The sequence below is a fragment of the Variovorax sp. OK212 genome, from assembly GCF_900112425.1.
In the GTDB taxonomy this organism is placed as follows: Bacteria; Pseudomonadota; Gammaproteobacteria; order Burkholderiales; family Burkholderiaceae_C; genus Variovorax.
This window is the reverse complement of the sequence record NZ_FOLP01000007.1, coordinates 305426-322541: the sequence shown is the minus strand read 5'-3', so window position 1 is coordinate 322541 and position 17116 is coordinate 305426. Positions and strand designations below refer to the sequence as shown.

General features: G+C 64.0%; 23 protein-coding genes. 5 read left to right on the top strand and 18 right to left on the bottom strand.

Features of this window, described 5'->3' with window-relative positions; all coding sequences use genetic code 11:
* The first annotated feature begins 212 nt into the window (after window positions 1–212).
* Both BM004_RS40745 and BM004_RS22425 read left to right on the top strand, forming a co-directional pair.
* Window positions 213–1355, top strand: coding sequence for a class I SAM-dependent methyltransferase (locus BM004_RS40745; RefSeq protein ID WP_143072474.1), 1143 nt, complete (start codon window positions 213–215; stop codon window positions 1353–1355).
* Window positions 1356–1422: 67 nt separating this feature from the next.
* Window positions 1423–1590, top strand: a complete 168-nt coding sequence (locus BM004_RS22425; RefSeq protein ID WP_256219988.1) for a hypothetical protein — start codon at window positions 1423–1425, stop codon at window positions 1588–1590.
* Between the two features lie 178 nt (window positions 1591–1768).
* Here the strand turns inward: BM004_RS22425 and BM004_RS22420 are convergent, their stop codons facing one another.
* The 4 genes from BM004_RS22420 to BM004_RS22405 form a co-directional block, all read right to left on the bottom strand.
* Window positions 1769–2374 carry a hypothetical protein gene (locus tag BM004_RS22420; protein ID WP_093216818.1) on the bottom strand — a complete coding sequence of 202 codons (606 nt, stop codon included), beginning with the start codon at window positions 2372–2374 and terminating at the stop codon, window positions 1769–1771.
* Between the two features lie 28 nt (window positions 2375–2402).
* Complete coding sequence (locus BM004_RS40740) at window positions 2403–2648, bottom strand: hypothetical protein (RefSeq protein WP_143072473.1); 246 nt, start codon at window positions 2646–2648, stop codon at window positions 2403–2405.
* A gap of 780 nt (window positions 2649–3428) precedes the next feature.
* Window positions 3429–4295 carry a hypothetical protein gene (locus tag BM004_RS22410; protein ID WP_093216813.1) on the bottom strand — a complete coding sequence of 289 codons (867 nt, stop codon included), beginning with the start codon at window positions 4293–4295 and terminating at the stop codon, window positions 3429–3431.
* A gap of 348 nt (window positions 4296–4643) precedes the next feature.
* Window positions 4644–5408, bottom strand: a complete 765-nt coding sequence (locus tag BM004_RS22405; protein WP_218152714.1) for a portal protein — start codon at window positions 5406–5408, stop codon at window positions 4644–4646.
* 444 nt (window positions 5409–5852) lie between these two features.
* On the opposite strand from BM004_RS22405, the gene BM004_RS22400 reads away from it, so the two are divergent.
* Complete coding sequence (locus tag BM004_RS22400) at window positions 5853–7103, top strand: NHL repeat-containing protein (protein WP_177206569.1); 1251 nt, start codon at window positions 5853–5855, stop codon at window positions 7101–7103.
* 200 nt (window positions 7104–7303) lie between these two features.
* Here BM004_RS22400 and BM004_RS22395 read toward each other — a convergent pair whose 3' ends face one another.
* The 6 genes from BM004_RS22395 to BM004_RS22370 form a co-directional block, all read right to left on the bottom strand.
* Entirely contained in the window at window positions 7304–7948 is a 645-nt protein-coding gene (locus tag BM004_RS22395; protein ID WP_143072472.1) for a hypothetical protein, read from the bottom strand.
* Window positions 7949–7987: 39 nt separating this feature from the next.
* The gene (locus BM004_RS22390) at window positions 7988–8230 is read right to left on the bottom strand and encodes a hypothetical protein (RefSeq protein WP_093216808.1); all 243 of its coding nucleotides are present in this window, start codon (window positions 8228–8230) and stop codon (window positions 7988–7990) included.
* A gap of 9 nt (window positions 8231–8239) precedes the next feature.
* The gene (locus BM004_RS22385; RefSeq protein WP_093216805.1) at window positions 8240–8455 is read right to left on the bottom strand and encodes a hypothetical protein; all 216 of its coding nucleotides are present in this window, start codon (window positions 8453–8455) and stop codon (window positions 8240–8242) included.
* Window positions 8456–8701: 246 nt separating this feature from the next.
* Window positions 8702–9022 (bottom strand): hypothetical protein, encoded by a 321-nt coding sequence (locus tag BM004_RS22380; RefSeq protein ID WP_093216803.1) that lies wholly within the window; start codon window positions 9020–9022, stop codon window positions 8702–8704.
* A 127-nt stretch (window positions 9023–9149) separates the two neighbouring features.
* Window positions 9150–9341, bottom strand: coding sequence for a hypothetical protein (locus BM004_RS22375; protein WP_093216800.1), 192 nt, complete (start codon window positions 9339–9341; stop codon window positions 9150–9152).
* A 55-nt stretch (window positions 9342–9396) separates the two neighbouring features.
* Window positions 9397–10110 (bottom strand): hypothetical protein, encoded by a 714-nt coding sequence (locus BM004_RS22370; RefSeq protein ID WP_093216798.1) that lies wholly within the window; start codon window positions 10108–10110, stop codon window positions 9397–9399.
* A 514-nt stretch (window positions 10111–10624) separates the two neighbouring features.
* Here BM004_RS22370 and BM004_RS40735 point away from each other — a divergent pair.
* Complete coding sequence (locus BM004_RS40735; RefSeq protein ID WP_143072471.1) at window positions 10625–10912, top strand: hypothetical protein; 288 nt, start codon at window positions 10625–10627, stop codon at window positions 10910–10912.
* 59 nt (window positions 10913–10971) lie between these two features.
* Here the strand turns inward: BM004_RS40735 and BM004_RS22365 are convergent, their stop codons facing one another.
* From BM004_RS22365 to BM004_RS22360, 3 genes are all read right to left on the bottom strand, one after another.
* Window positions 10972–11352: a hypothetical protein gene (locus BM004_RS22365; RefSeq protein ID WP_256219987.1), complete on the bottom strand. Its 381-nt coding sequence runs from the start codon at window positions 11350–11352 to the stop codon at window positions 10972–10974.
* Between the two features lie 332 nt (window positions 11353–11684).
* Entirely contained in the window at window positions 11685–11879 is a 195-nt protein-coding gene (locus BM004_RS40730; RefSeq protein WP_093122894.1) for a hypothetical protein, read from the bottom strand.
* 99 nt (window positions 11880–11978) lie between these two features.
* The gene (locus BM004_RS22360) at window positions 11979–12266 is read right to left on the bottom strand and encodes a hypothetical protein (protein WP_093216792.1); all 288 of its coding nucleotides are present in this window, start codon (window positions 12264–12266) and stop codon (window positions 11979–11981) included.
* Between the two features lie 56 nt (window positions 12267–12322).
* Between BM004_RS22360 and BM004_RS22355 the strand changes: the two genes are divergently transcribed.
* Window positions 12323–13006: a hypothetical protein gene (locus tag BM004_RS22355; RefSeq protein WP_093216790.1), complete on the top strand. Its 684-nt coding sequence runs from the start codon at window positions 12323–12325 to the stop codon at window positions 13004–13006.
* Here BM004_RS22355 and BM004_RS22350 read toward each other — a convergent pair.
* The 5 genes from BM004_RS22350 to BM004_RS22330 all read right to left on the bottom strand — a co-directional run bounded on the left by BM004_RS22350 (window position 12973) and on the right by BM004_RS22330 (window position 17113).
* The gene (locus tag BM004_RS22350) at window positions 12973–13266 is read right to left on the bottom strand and encodes a hypothetical protein (RefSeq protein WP_256219986.1); all 294 of its coding nucleotides are present in this window, start codon (window positions 13264–13266) and stop codon (window positions 12973–12975) included. The genes BM004_RS22355 and BM004_RS22350 overlap by 34 nt on opposite strands.
* 289 nt (window positions 13267–13555) lie before the next feature.
* A complete protein-coding gene (locus BM004_RS22345) occupies window positions 13556–13822 on the bottom strand; it encodes a hypothetical protein (RefSeq protein WP_093122902.1) in 267 nt (88 codons plus the stop codon).
* Window positions 13823–13899: 77 nt separating this feature from the next.
* Window positions 13900–14910 (bottom strand): cupin domain-containing protein, encoded by a 1011-nt coding sequence (locus BM004_RS22340; RefSeq protein ID WP_093216787.1) that lies wholly within the window; start codon window positions 14908–14910, stop codon window positions 13900–13902.
* A complete protein-coding gene (locus BM004_RS22335; RefSeq protein WP_093216784.1) occupies window positions 14907–16232 on the bottom strand; it encodes a Zn-dependent hydrolase in 1326 nt (441 codons plus the stop codon). Before BM004_RS22335 ends, BM004_RS22340 begins: the two co-directional genes overlap by 4 nt.
* Window positions 16232–17113, bottom strand: coding sequence for an alpha/beta fold hydrolase (locus tag BM004_RS22330; protein ID WP_093216782.1), 882 nt, complete (start codon window positions 17111–17113; stop codon window positions 16232–16234). Before BM004_RS22330 ends, BM004_RS22335 begins: the two co-directional genes overlap by 1 nt.
* Window positions 17114–17116: the final 3 nt, after the last annotated feature.

Genomic DNA, 17116 nt, shown 5'->3' with positions numbered 1-17116 from the left:
GTGTTCGCCCGGCGCATCGTGGGCTGGCGGGTCAGCAGCTCGATGCGCACGGACTTCGTGCTCGATGCTTTGGAGCAAGCGCTGTACGACCGTCAGCCCGAGCAATGCTGATCACCCCCTAGCCTCGGCTGGGGTTTTTGTCGAAAACGGTCGGCGAAACGGTGTTCAAATTGGACGGCGAGAGCGAATCAATATGCGCAGAGGTTATAACCGTGAAAAAAATAGAGCTTCCTTCCGTCTTTGAACTGGATTTTTATCGGCAACAGCAACCTGAATTTGCTTATCTTGCCTACGAGGATGCGCTGGAAAATTACCGAGCAAATGGGATTTCCATGGGGCATTTGAGCAGCCATGGAGCGCTGCGAGGTCACCTTCTTGACTATGCAAAGAAAGAAGGTTCAATTTTGGAAATTGGGCCTTTCCATGCGCCATCCATCACTGGCGATAATGTTCGTTACATGGACGTATTATCGACGGAGGAGCTCCTTGAGGCGGTAAAGACAGCGGGGCATGAAATTTCGAATGTCCCGGAAATTCACTATGTCGCACCGAAAGGTGGCTTCGATATGGTCGATCGGAAATTTGCTGCCGTTTTCAGTGGCCATTGCATCGAACATCAGCCTGATTTGATCCGACACTTTCAGGGTGTTTCCAGTGTCTTGGAGGACGGCGGCCGTTACTATATTGCCTGTCCAGACCGACGCTATTGCTTTGATCACTATCTACCGGAAACGGCGGTGGTTGATATTCTTGCGGCTTACCATGCCCAACGCAAAGTGCATTCCGCAAGGACTTTTCTTGCGCAAAGGCTACATCGATCCCATAACGATGCAGGTCGACATTGGGCCGGAGATCACGGTGCGCCGAGTTGTCAAGACTATCGAGAGTTGAGAAAAGAACTCTTCATCGATCTTCCGGGTGAAAATGATTATCATGATGCTCACGCGTGGCAATTCACGCCTACGTCATTTTTTGAAATTATAAATTTCTTGCACGAAGCAGGACTCATTGAATTTTCTGTTGAGCGGGTTTATCACACAAGATTTGCAACGCAAGAATTTACGGCGGTACTTCGGAAGGGAGCGATTGATCTAGATAGGAATGAGGTGTTTTTGGATCAGATACCTGTGAAATCCGTTGTCGCGGCCGTCAAAATTGAGAACAAGGGTCTGCAAACAGAGATTGATTTGCTCAAAAAGCAGGTCGAGGAACTCAGATTTCAAAAGAATTCAGGTGAAAAATTGGTTGAACACTTGAATGGCGAGCTGGCAAGCATTCGCGCATCGCGGTCGTGGGCCGTTACCCGTCCTCTGCGAAAACTCACCGCTCAGTTTGGAATGGGGCGGAGGAAATGACGAATCGGTAGGTCCGTCTTGGCGCTCGATCTGCGGCGCGATGAGCGGCTGCGAGCGATGCCGCCCGATGAAGCGGCCGCCCGACCAGCAGGACAAGCGCTTGGTGATCCCGCTCGAGGTGCATGACTTCGACCGCTGGCTGACCTGCACGACCGAGGAGGCCCGGACGATGCTGAAGCTGGCGCTAGTCGAACTGTTCGATGCGGGGCCTGCGACGGCAGCCGTAGCGGCTTAGTACCTCCAGCGCGGGGGAACAGACGGGGGAACGTTTGGCACGCCAATCGGAGGAATCGAAAGCTGGTGCGCTCTGCAGCTCGCCCTTCAATCCCCTCCGGGACCAAGGGGCTGCGGATTTGGGTCACGGTGTTGCCCATGTTCACCATGCAGCGCACTTGGTTGACACGCAGTCAGTTTCATATGCCACCGCCTTTGCCCTCGGCGTCCTCGCTGCCGATGACCGGGCGAAATTGCTTTGCCGAGCTTGGCGATGCATAGAAGCCGTCAAGGTTTGCGCGGCCGGCGGGCCCCTTGGGCGAGGTCGAACAGTTGCCGGTAGACGTTGCGAGCAGCGCTGGGGTAAGCGTCCACCCAAGCCTCGAACTCTGCGCTCTCTCCACGATGGAGTCAGCGTTGGGGTGCGCCTTGTAGATCGCGTCGTAGTGCGCCGTGGCCGCGTCCTGCTGCTGCTTGGCCTGCAGCGGTGCGACGGCCTTGCCGACGCGCACCTCCACCCGCTGTTGCACCAGCTTCGCGATGCCGGCGGCGAGCGCCTCTTCCGAGAAATCGCCGAACAGGCTCGCGTCCACGCCCTTCTCGATGGCCGCCTCTGCTGCGGCGACCATGTTGTCGGTCTTGGTCGGTGCCTGTCCGGCTTCTGCTCGCGCATCAGCCTTTGCCCTGAGGTCGGCCAGCTGGCGCCGGACCTCCTCCGCCTGGGCCTTCCAGTGCTGTTCGCCCTGGCGGGCCTTCTCCAGTCGGTCGTAGGGGATGGTGTGCTTGCCGTCCCGCGCCAGCACCACTGCATTTGCCGGGTCGATAACCTCGGCGTCATCCTTGGTGCCCGCGCCTTCTGCGCCGGTGGTGGTGGTCTTGCCCGCGTCCGCGGGCTTGGCCTATTCGTTGTCCGTGGTTCACATCCTTGAGCGCGGCATCCTGCCTGGCGGCTTGGTTCTTCTGGAATGGCATCCAGCCGCAGAAGGCGCTGTCCGGCGCCGCATCGTCGCCCTGCACCAGCGCCACGCTGGTTCGGCTGTGCGGCGTGCCATTGGCATTGAAGACGGTCAGGTTGACCATCTTGTCGTTCGAGACGCGAGCGATGATGGCTGCATAGGGATCGCCGCTCTCGTTGCACGCGAAGCCCGCTTCGCCGCTCTTCGGCGCCGGGTAGAAACCAGACGACGCGGCCGACGGTCGGGATGATGATTGGGTTGTGATCTTTCACAGCAGGGCTCCTTGGGCGATGGCTGTGATGGCAGCTATGGCGCCAGCCGATAGCCGCCATCAACGCGGTGATCGTCGTTTCTCCTTGCCCTGCGCGGCGATCCCTACAGGGGGGTGACCACCGTCCGCAAAAAAGCCCGCTCCGAGGCACTCGGAGCGGGCTGAAGGTCAGCTGTCCTTACGCGAACAGATCAAGCTGACCAGGATGGGAACGCCAGTGTTGGCACACGAACTCGAGCTTACCGAGGCGGAAGCGCGTGTAGGCGGTCACAAAGACGTCCTTGATTTTTGGGTAGCGCATAGCCACCTCCTTTACAAGGTAGGCGAGGTCTTTCCTTGAAGAAGCGCCACCCAGGAAGTAAACTTCCTGCTCTCAGCCCGAGAGTTGGGGGCGTTCGGATGGGTCGGAAGACCACGAAAAACGTCACCATCAAATCCCGGTAGCGCAAGCCGCCGGGTCGCTTTCACCAAGTCTCTTGACTTGGGTCGTGGAAGTGGAGACCGGTCGCTCCAGTAGTGGCCTGCTACGGCCCTTGCAGTGTTCCTTCCGCCAAGAACTCACACTGCAGGGGCCTTCTCTTTTTTGTCGCTTCCTCGGCTCGCAGGCAGTTGGCCGGGAAGCGCGTTATCTCCTCATGTGCCGTCGCCTTTCCCCAAGCTCGTTTTGGCATACATCACCTCGATAGCACCATCGTCGCCTCCCACGTACATCAGATCGAAGATGTTCGCCGCAGTCTGAAGCCACTTTGCGCGGTCGCGCGTAGACCAGGGAGCATCGGGCTCTGGCAGTTTGCGGAGCAGCCCCAGAACGAAGGGGTGGTAATCCTCCTCGCTCGCCCGGCCGTTGCCGCTCTTTCCCTTCCCGACTTCCGCTTCGCGCACATCTGGTTCGGCGGCCTTCGCTGGCTCTCCGCTCTCAGGACCACCGCGGGCGACCTTGCTGACCATCGAGCCGTCGACCGTAATCAAGCCAGCCATCTCCAGGTAGTCCAGCAGAAGTTGAACCTGCGGCTTGTACTCGAGGCTTGCCTTGCACTCCTCCGCCAAGAAGGCCAGTGCTTCGTTCACGGTGGTCGGTTTCAGTGACAGGCGGGCCAGGAGAGGCTTGCCGAACCAGCTTGCCGCGAGTATTTGCGCCAGCTTCGAAGCTGGGCGGTCATTGCCCCACTCGGCAGCTTGATCAAAGGAAAACACCGCATCCACCGGCCGCTGCTTGATGCCCTCACGCACGAGCAGCCCTGCGTCGTTCCAGAACGGGTTGCACGTCGAGATTGACGACGCGCTGATGTTCGCGAAGCGTCCGACATCGTTGTTCGAGACGGCGCCTCGACCCTGCTCTTCGCTCGCTTTCGCGTAGGCACGCAGGATTCCAAACTGGGTGTCCTTGCTCACCCGATCCGTCGGCAGATTTTTGATCGGCTTGCTCTTGCTGACCTTTTGATCGAGCACAGGACCAACTTCTACTTCCGGCACGGCGTCTTCGAAGTTTTGGTCTGTCATGTGCGTATCCTGAAAAAGTGGTAACTGGAATCATATCCGAGCCAGTACAACTTTCCGCCGTCGAATTGCGCGAAACTAAATGTATCTGCATCCACGTGAAACACATTCAATAAAATCAACTACTTAGAACTATTTTTTTTCGCAACTCTAGCCCAACTCATACAAACAAGGCTGTTCTGGCCATCCTCAGAAGACCTCTTAGGCAATAGGGTTTTCACCTAAACCACAGATACGTTGTCCCCGACGCGCTCCGTTTCTATGCCATTCATGCCCTCCCTCGCTCGCGCGGGGAAGGTCGGGCTGGTGTTCTCGCGCGCCGGCGGCGCTGCGGCTTCCTCCTCCTGCGCCTCAGGCGCCACCAACGCGGGGCCCCTGCCCCTGGACGTACGGGTCCTTGATGTTCATGGCCGCCGTCTGCGCCGGCGTCGGGAAATTCGGATCGTCGCCACCTGGCATGGGCCGCTTGTAGCCGGCGCCCTGCATGATGGCGTCGGCGATGGGCGCGATCATGGGCATCTGCGCCACCTGCGCGCCACCCTGCATCGCCGCAAACGCCGCCTGCACGCCCACCTGCACCGCGTCCGCCATTAGCTTGCGGATCTCGGCTTCGGTCTTGCGCTCCTTCATGTCCAGTTCGCGCGCCTTGAGGTCGTTGCCGGCCTTGGCCAAGGCGTCGGCCACGGCCTTCTGGATGCGCTGCTCGACCTGCTCGGGCGACTCCTGCGCTGCGGCGTCGCAAAGGGCCTGCACGAGGGCACGCCTGAACGGCACGTCCATCAGGCTGGCCAGGAACGGCATGGCCGCGGCCTGGTACTGCGGCGGCAGGCCCTTGATCGACTCCGACAGCGCGTTGAGCTGCTGGCCGCGGTAGGTCGGCGAGCTGGGCACGTCTTGCAGGCCGACTTGCAGCATGGTGCGCTGCAGATCGTTGGAGAGGTAGGGAACACCGGTGAGCGGGTCCGCCTCTGGCTTGTTGAGCACCACGGTGCGCGCCGGCGTCACGTCGTCGCCCTCGATGACCACCGCGTGCTGGCTCGATCCGATGTCCTGCACGATCATCGCCACCAGCATTTCGCCCACCTGGGTGCGCGCCCGCTTCTGGTTGCCCATCATGTGTGCGAGGGACTGGTTGGCCTGTCTACCTGGGTCTGGTCCTGAATGCCCATCGACACCAGCTTGAAGGCAATGGCGTGAGTGAATCACAAGACCAAAAACTCACTAGCGAGCCCGCGCCTCATTCTCTCGACCTGGGCCGGCTCTACGTCCCCTCACCGCCCATCCATTTCCAGAAATACCCAATCCTGGGGATGGGCAGGAAACACTTCGTTTACAAAAATCAACAATTAGAAACTTCTCAGACTTCCAGCCTGAGCTGTTTCTTTTTCGTGGATCAATAAATTTAACGAGGGGCAGAGGATGCTGTTTAGTCAAGCGAGTTTCTACGGGCGCTGCGGCGCCGTGGCCGGTGCGATCGCGCTGCTGGCGTCTTGTGGTGGTGGCGGAGGCGGAAGCAACGGCGGGGGCTTCTTTTTTCCAACGGCGGCCCCGGCGCAGCCCGTGACCCCGGTCGCCGAACAACGTGCGATCGGCGGCACCGTGACCGGCCTGGTCGGCAAACTCGTGCTGCAGAACAACGCGGGCGACGACCTCACATTGACGGCCGACGGCAAGTTCGGCTTTGCCGGCACCGTCGCCACAGGATCGGACTACGCGGTCAGCGTGCGCAACCAGCCCTACTGGCAGTTCTGCACCGTGACCAAGGGCAGCGGCACGGTCACGGCCGAGGTCGGCGACGTGGCCGTCACGTGCGCGGAGGCGGCCGCACAGGTGTCGACATTCGTCGGAACCGGCAGCCCCGCTTCGCTCGACGGCAACCGCGACACGGCGACGTTCGACAACCCCATGGGCGTCATCGTCGGCAAGAACGGCGAGCTCTTCGTGTCGGAACCGGGCAGCAACCGCATGCGCAAGGTCACGGCCAACGGCGACGTCAGCACCTTTGCCGGCAACAACACGGCTGGCACGATCGACGGCAACGCAACCGCGGCCTCTTTCAACGGCCTGATCGCCATGGCCCTTGCGCCGTCGGGCGATTTCTACGGCGCGGAATTCGGCGGGAACGTGATCCGCAAGATCACCCAGACGGCTGACGTGAGCGTCTTCGCGGGCGCTGGCAGCCCTGGTTCAGGGGACGGCAACGCCGCCACCGCGACGTTCAACGGCCCCATCGCAATGACGATCGACGGTGCGGGCAACATCTTCCTGGCCGAGCTCCACGTCTCTCTCATCCGCAAGATCACGCCTGCCGGCGATGTCAGCACACTGGCCGGCTCGTCGCCCCTCGGCTTTGCCGACGGCACCGGCACTGCGGCACAGTTCGCCCGGCCCTATGGCATCGTGGCCGATGCCGCCGGCAATCTCTTCGTGGCCGACAGCGAAAACCACAGGATCCGCAAGGTGACGCAAGGTGGCGTGGTCACGACCTTCGCGGGCACGGGAACGCCCGGCTCCTTGGACGGCGCAAAAGATATCGCGACCTTCCAGCGCCCTGGCGGCCTGGCCTTCGACGCCCTCGGCAACCTCTACGTGGCTGACACCGACAACAACGTCCTGCGCAAGATCACGCCGGCGGGCGTGGTGTCCACGGTTGCAGGCAAGGCTGGGGTGATGGGCAGCCAGAACGGCATCCGCGAGGCTGCGAGGTTCTCTCAGCCGTACGGCATCGCGATCGCCGCCGACGGCACGATCTACGTGGCCGACAGCTTGAACCACCGAATCCGCAAGATCGAACCCGTCGCCGCGCCCTGAGTCGCGAGCGAGTCGAAGCCCATCGCGTGTCAACGCGCCGGCGTGCCACTCACATGTGGCGCTGCCGGCGCGGCGCTCATCTGCGATGTGCGCCAGTTCGCCGCCTTGAGCATCTGCCGGGCCGTGCGGCAAGTGTTGAATTGGTGGCCTCGAAGATCGATGCGGACAACAACGCATCGGCGGATTGAACCCCAAGCTGCCTAGCGTGCCCAAGAAGCCTGCGAGTGTGTGCTCTTGGGCGGGGGCTCCAGTACGACGATATCCGCATAGAGACGATCCGTTCGCACCTTGATGCCTGCGGCGCACTCGTTTGCACGCGCAATGATCGCCGGCCAATGATCGGGGGCATCGGCTTGCCTCATACGCTCATGCCCCTTTTTGGCACTGTGAAGAAGTGCTTTGCCTAAACTTTCAGAAACAGAGAGCCCTTCGATAGCGCTGTGCGTTTCGAATCGGAGGTAGTCAGTGCGTGACAGCGCACTCACCAACACCTCAAGCTCAACCGCAAGATGGAAGAGGTCCATCAGCACGGGAGGTCGAACGCACCCGATGCTTGCGATCTTCTCAGCGACGCTGTACACGCCGCTCATCACCTGCAACACGCCCTGCAGAGCTGCGCGCTTAGTTTGCCAATCTGCAATTGCTTGCCGCCGGAGTTCCAGCCGATGCTGGCGCTGTACAACCCAGACGGCGAGACCGATTGCAGCGACCGAACCAACGGCCTGTACCCAAGAGGAAAACCCCGCGTTTTCGTTTGCCCATTTCAAGGCAGGAGACCAACCCGCAAGCAGCGCAATGACCGCACCGACCAGCGTCCACAGACCGAGCATCACGAGTCCGTTCATCTCCGCCTCCATTCTTTGGAGCGCGGAGTGTCGCGCCGATCAATCCTCCAGGTCGAAGCGCATCTGCAGCTCGCGCACGATGCGCGCGATGTCGACGCGGTGCGCGCCCCGGTCGGTGCGCACCGGCACCGTCCAGTTCGCGCCGCCCTCGCCGCCTGGGTCTGCCCACACGACGCCAGCGTCGTGCACATCGGTCGGCACGCCGCGCAGGTCGGGAATCGTCTCGATGCGCTCGAGCAGCAGGGACCGAAGCTGGGCGGCGGTGCGTGTCGGCTTTGCCATCTGTTTCACCTAAGCCCTCAGCGCATCCACCCACAGCCACCAGGCCCGGTTGTGCGCCTCGGTGATGCTGCGATATGTCTCACCGTCGCCAGGAAGAGACTCGAGACCAGGGCGCTCGATCGCATGGATCGACACGGCTTGACCATCTTGATGCATCACGGCAAAAGCGCTTTGCGCATCCCGCTGCATCTGCAGTCGGACCACCTTCGGTTCGGGCTTCCCCATCTCGCTTCCCCCAAATAGTCAGGAAACGAATGATGCACCGCGTCGAGACCTCACTCGAGCATGAGCGCCCCGCACCAGCAACTCGCGCACAGGCCAGCCTCAGCCGTCTCATGCGGACATTGTTTCGACCCCAGGGCAGTCGAGAAACGCGGCGCGCAATGCCCGGATCTTGACAAGCCTCGGCAAGTCCCGGTAAGTCCCCGGCAATGGCCCGTCAAAAGGGCCGTGCCCGGTGGAACGCTGACCCTAGTGCAAGCCGCACTGCACGCCCACGTCCGACGCCATCCCCCGCGTCGCCCACCCCAGCCGGGCATCGCCCGCCCCGTCCCCCACCGCAAAGAACCTGCACAGCCCATTGCCCACATCGAAGTGCCCGCCCTGCGTGCGGTTCACCGCCCGACCGTCCGCCAGCCGATAGGACACATCCCCCTTCTTCGGGCTGTACTCCTTGTGCAGGCTCACGCGCAGGAAGAACGTCGTGTACTCGATGACCGTGCTCTGACGGTCTTCTGCGTCCACCACGTTGAACCTGCCGGTTTCGCGGATCACTCTTTCGTAGGTCGCCATGGCTTTTCTCCTGCGCCAAGTGGGAAAACGGCGTGGCCCCGCTGAAAAATTCGGGCCATCCGACCGCTCTACGCAGCGACCTCACAAACGGATTCACTTTTTTTGCTTTTTTTGCCTTTTTCGCCGTTTAGTGCACGAACGGCTTGGCTTTCTCCTGGAAGACCTTGTACAGAACGTCGAGCTCTTCCAGTTCCCGCTTCAGCGCCTGCCGGTCGTAAGGCTCGCCGGCAGCAATCTGGGCCATCAGGTTGCGGTGGGACTCGCGCTGGGCCTCCAGGGCCTGGAAGGCCGCGAAGAATTCGTCCTGCTGGATGGACATGGCATCTCCTTCGAAAACCCCACTATGCCCAGAACGGCCGCGCTGGGCCATGGCCTTAGGCAGCCGGCGCCAGGTGCCAGTTCTTGCTGCGCATCCACGCGCCCCAGTCGCTCCACGGAAAGAAGGCGCTGGGGTGGCGAATGAACAGGAACGCCATCGAGCGACCTTCGTGCGTCGCGGTGAGCTCCGACGGCTGAACGCCCGCGATGGGGTCGTACTTTCGGCGGGTCACGTTCTCGGCGCCGCACAGGTCGCGCAGTGCATCGATCTTCGGCCACTCGGTGCCGTAGACGACACAACGCTCGGCGCCCAGGGCAGCCGCCACGGTGAAGAACGACGCCCACCCGTGCAGGTAGTCGGCGTCGTCCGGGCGATGCTTGCGCGTCTTCATCGGGCGATGAACCAGGTTGAAAAACGCAAGCTCCGACCACAGGCGCTGCCGCTCCGCCGGCGATGTCTTGCTCTTCAGGTAAACGGCCCGTTCGAAGTTGCGAACATAGGTCGCGCGCCCCACCTTCTTCGAGTTCAACGCGAGCGCGCGATTCAGGTGCATCCTGCGCAGCGCGTCACTGCTTGCCACGTAGGCCAGGCTGGCCGCATGCGCGTCGTTCTTGCCGAAGGCGTACACGCTTTCCCCAAGCACGATGGTCTTCTTCTGCGAGCTCGCGTAGCGGCTTCCCACCCACGGCAGCGAAGGCAATTCGAGCGAAGCGAAGGTCGGGTCGAACGACGTGTCCAGCAAGCCCTTGTAGTCAGTCTCGACGCTCATTCTTTCCTGCCTCTCACACGTTGCATGCAGCGTCTTCACGCGATTTCTTCGAACTGAAATTGTCTCGCGACAAGACACTTTTCAAACCAATTCGAAGCTCATGAAATAGCGCACGCCTTGCGCCATTTCCTTGCGCAAGCCGCACACCCCGCGCGCCCGCAACAGCACTCGCTCGCTGATCATCGAGGTTCATGGCCCTCAAGAAATCCCCCAAGGCAAGACCCGGTCGCGCTCCGCTCCAGGAGGGCGTCGCGTCCATCCCCATCACGGTTCGCATGACACCGGCGCAGAAGGAGAAGTTCGCTTTGCTGGGCGGTGCCCGTTGGGTTCGGGCCTGCATTGCCAAGGCGGGGTTGCCCAAGCCAAAGCCATGAGCCACCACCGCCGCGCCTCATGGCGGGGACAACGCAAGCAGCGTCGTCCGCAGTGAGGCACAAAAGGCGACGGCCGCAGGGGGTAGGACCCCTGCAGCCGTCTGACCACAACGTGCTCCCAGCAAAGGAAATCGCACACCATGGCTACCAGAAATGTATCGCAGCGCCCTGCCCGCTCCACCTCGAACGCACTGGGCGCACCGGCCAGGCTCGACGTGACGCTTCACGCCACTTACCAGGTCGAGCAACTGCTGCTTGCCATGCGTCACGCCGCGGAAGAAAACGCCGAAGGCCTCCCGCACCTGGTGCTCGGCATGCTGCCGCGGCTGGAGCAGCTCAACGCGATGATGATGAGCGCGTCGGGCGACGCGCTGCAGTCGGTGCAGCACCTGATCCTCGAGGGCCAGCTCTGGCGCCCTCGCCCATAGCGGCGACGGCAACCACTGCCACTGCACCTGGCGCGCCGCCGAAACGGCGCGCTCCGGCTTCAGATCGGCCGCACGTCGAAGAACGCTTCGTCGGTGTCGCCCAGGTCGCGAAAGCCCGCGGTGCGCGCCGCGTCGTAGGCCTTGGCCCAGCGCTTGGCCATCGCGATCTCGGCCTTCGACAGATCGCTCTCGCTCGACTCGCTCGCGTTCTGGAACGCGCGCAGCGCAGCGACCACGTCGCCGCCCAGTTGCTTGTCGATCTCGCGGCGAAAGCGCTGCTCCGCGACCTTCACCGCGTCCGCGGCGGGGTGCGGGTAGTCGGCCAGCCGAACGGTGTAGGTGACGCGCGCCTCGACCTCGACGTTCTCGAACCGGAACGGCTCGTCGCGCTGCACCGCGCGCGCGGGTGCTAGCGTCGACGCGAGCGAGGGTGCGGGCATGTGCCGCACGGCTGGTGATACAGGCACCTGCATCGGCATTGCCATGGGCATCACCGCTGCGGCAGCCCGCGGAAAGAAAAGCTCAGATTGATTCATGGTTCATCGCCCCCACGCGCGTAGCGCGCTCATCAAAGGCCAGTTGCCAAAAAAGACTGTATGAATATACAGTTTTTAAGAACAGTAAACCAGCCCTCGATGCATGGGCTTCGGCATGAAGCCCACAAGGCGCTCGCGGAGAGTGCGAAAGGTGTTCGGCGGCGTGATCGACAGAAAGAGCGCGAAGCGCCCCTGCGGCCCGCGAGGCCGCGGCTCGAAGCCTTTTCACCGCGCGTTCAGCGGCCGTCGTAGATCATTCGCCAGACATTGCAGCCGCTCGGGCATGCAGGGGTTGTCTGGCTGGTGTTAGCGGCAGCCACCACGGGTGAGGCCGAGACAGAAAGGTCGGCAGGGTCGCTGCCCGGTGAAGGCACGCCGCCCATGACAAGGGCCGTTGCGCCGACAACCATCACCTTCGCAACCATCAACATGATCGTCTCCAGCAGTTGGTCACAAGCCCAAGATAGACCTGCCGCAGACAAAAATCGCCGGGATTTACCCTGAAGAAATTCGGCCGATCGGCCGTGCGATCAGGCGGCTTTTGTAGGCAGATCGCCTTCGCGCAGCTTGCGGCCCACCCACATCATTCCGGTCTCGTAGTTGGCCGCGCCCACCTGGATGCCGCCCACGGTGCGCAACGCGCCCGTGCCGTCGTCGGTGGCCGGGCCCTCGCCGGTGTATTCGCCAGGCACCAGCACGCGGCCGTCTTTCTGGAAATCCGCAATGCGCAGTTCGCGCATGGCGCGGCCCCAATGCCATTGCTTCTTGAGGTCGTAGGTGCTGGTTCGGGTTTTCTTCGCAGGGGTGGATTTCTTCATATCATTCGGCCGCATCAATCAACGGCCGCCAGCATAGCCCCGCGCGGGCCCCCTCCATGAAGAACCGCTCAGCGACACCCTGGAAGAAAAGCCGTACCTACGGCGACATCTACGGCGGGCGCGTGCGCCGCCGCATGACGGACAACATCTTCGCCCGCGCGCACTCGCTGAAGCGCCCAAGCCCGGGCGAGGCGCTGCCCCTCCTCGTGCAGGACAACCCGTCGCGCGAGTTCTTCTTTCCGGTGTCGGCGCAGGAATGCGCGGCGGCCCTGCGCGCGCTTCCGGCCAACCATGGCACGGGCATCACGCACATCTGGCTGCGCCGCAGGCCGACCCGCATGACGGGGCTGGACGCGCCGCTGGCCGAGTTCACCTGCGGCAGCGGCGTGCGCGCGATCCTGCTGTACCCGTGGCGGGTGGACGGCCGCCTCTACGTGGGGCGCAAGAAACCCAAGCCTCAGCATGTGGCGCCGTACCTGCGCTATGGCGCCACGCTGTGCAACGACCAGGGGCGCTGGCATGTCGATTTTTCGCAGGCGGATCTCAAGCGCTTCTACATCGAGCACCTGTTCTGCCATGAGGTCGGCCACCATGTCGACTGGTACAGCAGGCACTGGAGCAGCGCCAACGGCCGCCAGGCCGAGGAGTTCGCGGACCAGTACGCCGTGCAATGGGCGCAGGACGCGAGCGTGGTCGTGTGCGGTCCCTATTCGGTGCAAGGCCTCGTGCCCGGCATCTGAACAGGCGGCGCAGGCTCGACAGCCTCGCCCGCCTCCACGTAGTTGAGTTCGACCGGGTGAATGATCACCGCGGCAAACTCGCCGTCGAACTTCACCAGCAGGTACTCACCGCTGGCACCGGTGATCACACCGAATTTGCCTTGCAGTTCGACCCGCCCGCCGCGCCGCGCGGGAACCTTGAAACGCACTCGGATGTAGGGCAGGCCTACACGGAAATACTCGACCATCGAAACTCCCCGACATCTTGTGAGCACGGCCATGGTGTGCATGTGCACAGGCCGCAACGCACAGAAGCGGCCCACACCGGGTGTGGCCGCCTGTGCAGGTGCAATGTCTCCGGTCCGCCATGGGGAGGCGTGTCGGTCAGAGCCTACGCTTGGTGACAGCCATTGGACATCCGCCATTTGGCGGACGCACCCCATGTTTGTGGCTTCCGCCAATCGGCATAGGCGCGCAGCATGCAGCGATGGGTCGGCATGCCTCGGCGGGCTCCGGCGGCGCGATGCAGCAGGCCGCGCGGCTGCGCGGCCCACGAATGCCGGCGTGCGCTCAGTCGAACTCGCCGACCGCGCTGTCTTCCGTGAAGGCCGATTCGTCGGCCTCCTCGCGCGGGCCGACGTTCAGGTCTTCCGACAGGCCGCGCAGCACGGCGTAGCCCGCCTGCAGCGCTTCGGCATAGGTGTGGAAGCCCTTGGCGGCTTCCATGAGCGACTCGAACTCCATCGAGTTGTCGAAGGACTCGAGCAGCACCCAGAAGTAATCGCCGCCGTCGTGTTGATCGACGGTCAGGGCGATGGAGATAAGTTGACCAGACATGCGCGCATGGTGGCCCGCTCAAATTACAGATCGAAGACGCGCAGGTGCAAGGCCCATGTTGCGATCTCCCGACTCCTCTATTCGAGGGACTCCACGGAAGCCACGGACTCCAGAAACTCGAACCCCATGGTGCGTGCGTGGTAGTGCAGGCCACCGTCCTGCACGATGAGAAAGCGCGCGCCTTGCGCGCCCGCATTGTGGTGCGAGTGCGGCGCGCCCGGCGGCGTGACCAGCGTGGACCACGGCGCCCACGGGCACCTGGCATCGCCCACCATCGAATGGCAGCCCTCGCCCTGCACCACCAGCGTGATGGCGGCGGAGTTGTGGCGGTGGGTGCGCTGGTGGGTGTGCGGCTGGAGCGTGTTGAAGCTCAGGGTGAGCGTGGGCGTGAGATTGCGCGCGGCCGATTGGCGGTCCGACGAGAAGATCAGCGCGCGGCCCGAGGTTTCGTCGCGCGTGGCGGTGGAGAAGATCAACGCGAACTGGCGCTCGATTTCCTCGGCCGTGTAGTGCACCGCGTCGATGGTCGCCTTGGCCAGCGGTGCGGGCTGCGCGCGCTCGAAGGCCAGCTGCGGCTCGTTGCCCACGGTCCACAGCAGGAGATCTTCAGGGCCGGCCTCCAGCCGGTAGCCCGCGGCGCCGGGCAGCAGGAACACGTCGCCCGTGCCGAAGGCGAAGCTGTCGGCACCGCCGGCCAGGCGGCCGCTGCCGGCAATCACGTACCAGACCGAGCCGGTGGCGTTCACCTCCAGCGGCAGCAGCGCATCGCGCGCGGCAACGCGCACATAGCGCGCGAGCATCAGCGGCGTGGTGGCCGCGAAGCCGCAGCCCAAGGCGCGCGACTGGTCGCAGTCGAACACGCCGAAGCGGCCTTCCTGCGGCGGCGCGAACATCTGCGCGGGCACCACGGGCAGCTTCACGTTGAAGGCGTTGCCCGAGTTGAAGAAGCGCGCCCGCGCCTGCGCGGCGCTGGCGGGCGCGCGCGGGTGCTGCATGGGCAGGTCTGCCATGTCGAGCGTGGCGGGCATGGCGGGCATGGCGGGCATGGCGGCCTCGTCATGCACTGCGGCGGTGGCTGTCGAGTTCATGGCTGTGCGCCCTCTCCTGCATACGGCAGCAACACGCGCAGCAGCACGTTCGCCCCGGCCGCCACGTGCGTGGGCTCGGCCCACTCGTGTTCCGCATGGCTCACGCCGTCGCGGCAGGGAATGAAGATCATCGCGCTCGGGCACAGCGGCGCCATGTGGCGCGCGTCGTGGCCGGCGGCCGAAAGAATGGGCATGTGCGGCTCGCCGATGCGCTCAGCGGCCTGTGCAATGGCTTGCTGCAGCGCGGGGTCGAAGACGTTGGAAGGCGCGTCGACCAGCGGCGTCACGCTCACGTGGCACGGCGCGGCCAGCGTCTCGCACAGCGTCACCAGGCGCTGGCCCAGCCGCTCGAGCACGGCGTTGTCGGGGTGGCGCAGGTCGATGCGCAGCGTGGCGCGCTCGGGCACCACCGACGGCGCGTTGGGCTCGACCTGCAGGCGGCCGATGGTGAACTTCACGATGTCGTCATGCCCGCCGACCTGCGCATACAGCGCCACGGCGATGCGCGAGAAGGCTGCGAGCGCATCGCGCCTGTCGGCCATGGCCAGCGTGCCGGCGTGGCCGCGCTCGCCCTCGATGACGATGTCGAATGTCTTCTTGCCCTGGATGCCGGTGACCACGCCGATCACGTGGTCCTGCGCCTCCAGGATGGGCCCCTGCTCGATGTGCGCCTCGACATACGCCGCCAGCGCAAAGCCCAGCGGGCGCCTGCGCAGCGCGGGGAACGCGGCATGCAAGGCATCGAGTGCGTCGGCCACCGACACGCCCTTGGCGTCGCGCACCGCGCGCACGTCTTCCAGGCTGCGCACGCCGGCAAAGGCTTCGGAGCCCATCATGCCGGGCGCGAAGCGCGAGCCCTCCTCGTTCATCCACGCCACGCAGACGATGTCCACCGGCGGGCGCACGCCGCGCGCGGCCATGGTGGTGAGCACCTCCAGCGCAGCCGCCACGCCGTACACGCCGTCGAAGCGCCCGCCGCCGGGCTGGCTGTCGAGGTGGCTGCCGGCCAGCACGGGCGGCGCGTTGCGGTCGATGCCGGGCAGCGCGATGAAGAGGTTGCCCACCGCGTCGGTCGAAGGCTCCAGCCCCGCCGACAGCGCCCAGTCGATCATCGTGTGCCACGAGGCGATTTCTTCCGCGCTCAGCGCCTGCCGGTCGACACCGCCGCCGGGCGTGGCGCCGATGCGCGCGAGCGTCATGAGCCGGTCCCACAGGCGGTCGGCGTCGATGCGCCAGATGCCCTTCTCGCCCGCGGTGCCGTGCCCGGCCTTTTCTGGCTTCTCGGTCCGCGCGGTCTGATCAGTGGCTGCTTCGGCGTTCATCAGTCGGTCTTCATGATCTGGCTGGGCAGCGCACGCGGATCGCGCGGCTTCCACTGGCCGGCCTCGACCTGCGCGAAGAACTCGGCCAGCAAGGCGTTGAACGCGGCGGGCTCTTCCAGGTTGAGCGTGTGGCCGGTCTTGGGCATCACGGCAAGGCCGCAGGCGGGCACGGTCTTCTTCAGGAAGATGCCGGGCTGCAGGCAGTGGTCGTCCTCGTCGCCGACCACCACCAGCGAAGGCACGGCCATCACGCGCAGGTCGCTCTCCAGGTCGTAGATCGACGGGCGGCGGGCCTGCACGCCGCGCATGGTGTTGGCCGCGCCCACGGCGTCGTGCTCGCCGAGCCAGGCCGCAAACTCCTGCCAGCCGCGCGGGTCCTTGTTCTGGAACTGCACGCGGCTCGCGCCCAGCGAATAGGTGCGCGCGAATTTCTCGGAGCCTTGCGCCTCGAACTGCCTGGCCACTTCGAGCGAGACACCGCGAAAGTAGTCTTCGTGTTCCTTCTCCGCGCCGTAGCCCGCGCCGGCAATCACCAGCGAGGCGGCGCGCTTCGCGTGGCGCAGACCGAAGTGCAGCGTGGCAAAGCCGCCCATCGACAGGCCCACGATGTGCGCGCGCTCCAGCTCCAGCGCGTCCATCACGGCAACGATGTCGTCGGCCGCGGTGGCCTGCGAATAGCGCTCCAGGTCCTGCGGCACGTCCGACGGCGGATAGCCGCGCGCGCCGAAGGTCACGCACTGGTGGCGCCGCGCGAAGTAGCGCATCTGCGGCTCCCAGCTGCGGTGGTCCCCGCCGAACTCGTGCACGAACACGATCGGCGTGCCGCTGCCGGCGCTCTCGTAGTACAGGCGGGTGCCGTCGGGGGTGGTGGCGAAGCTCATCGT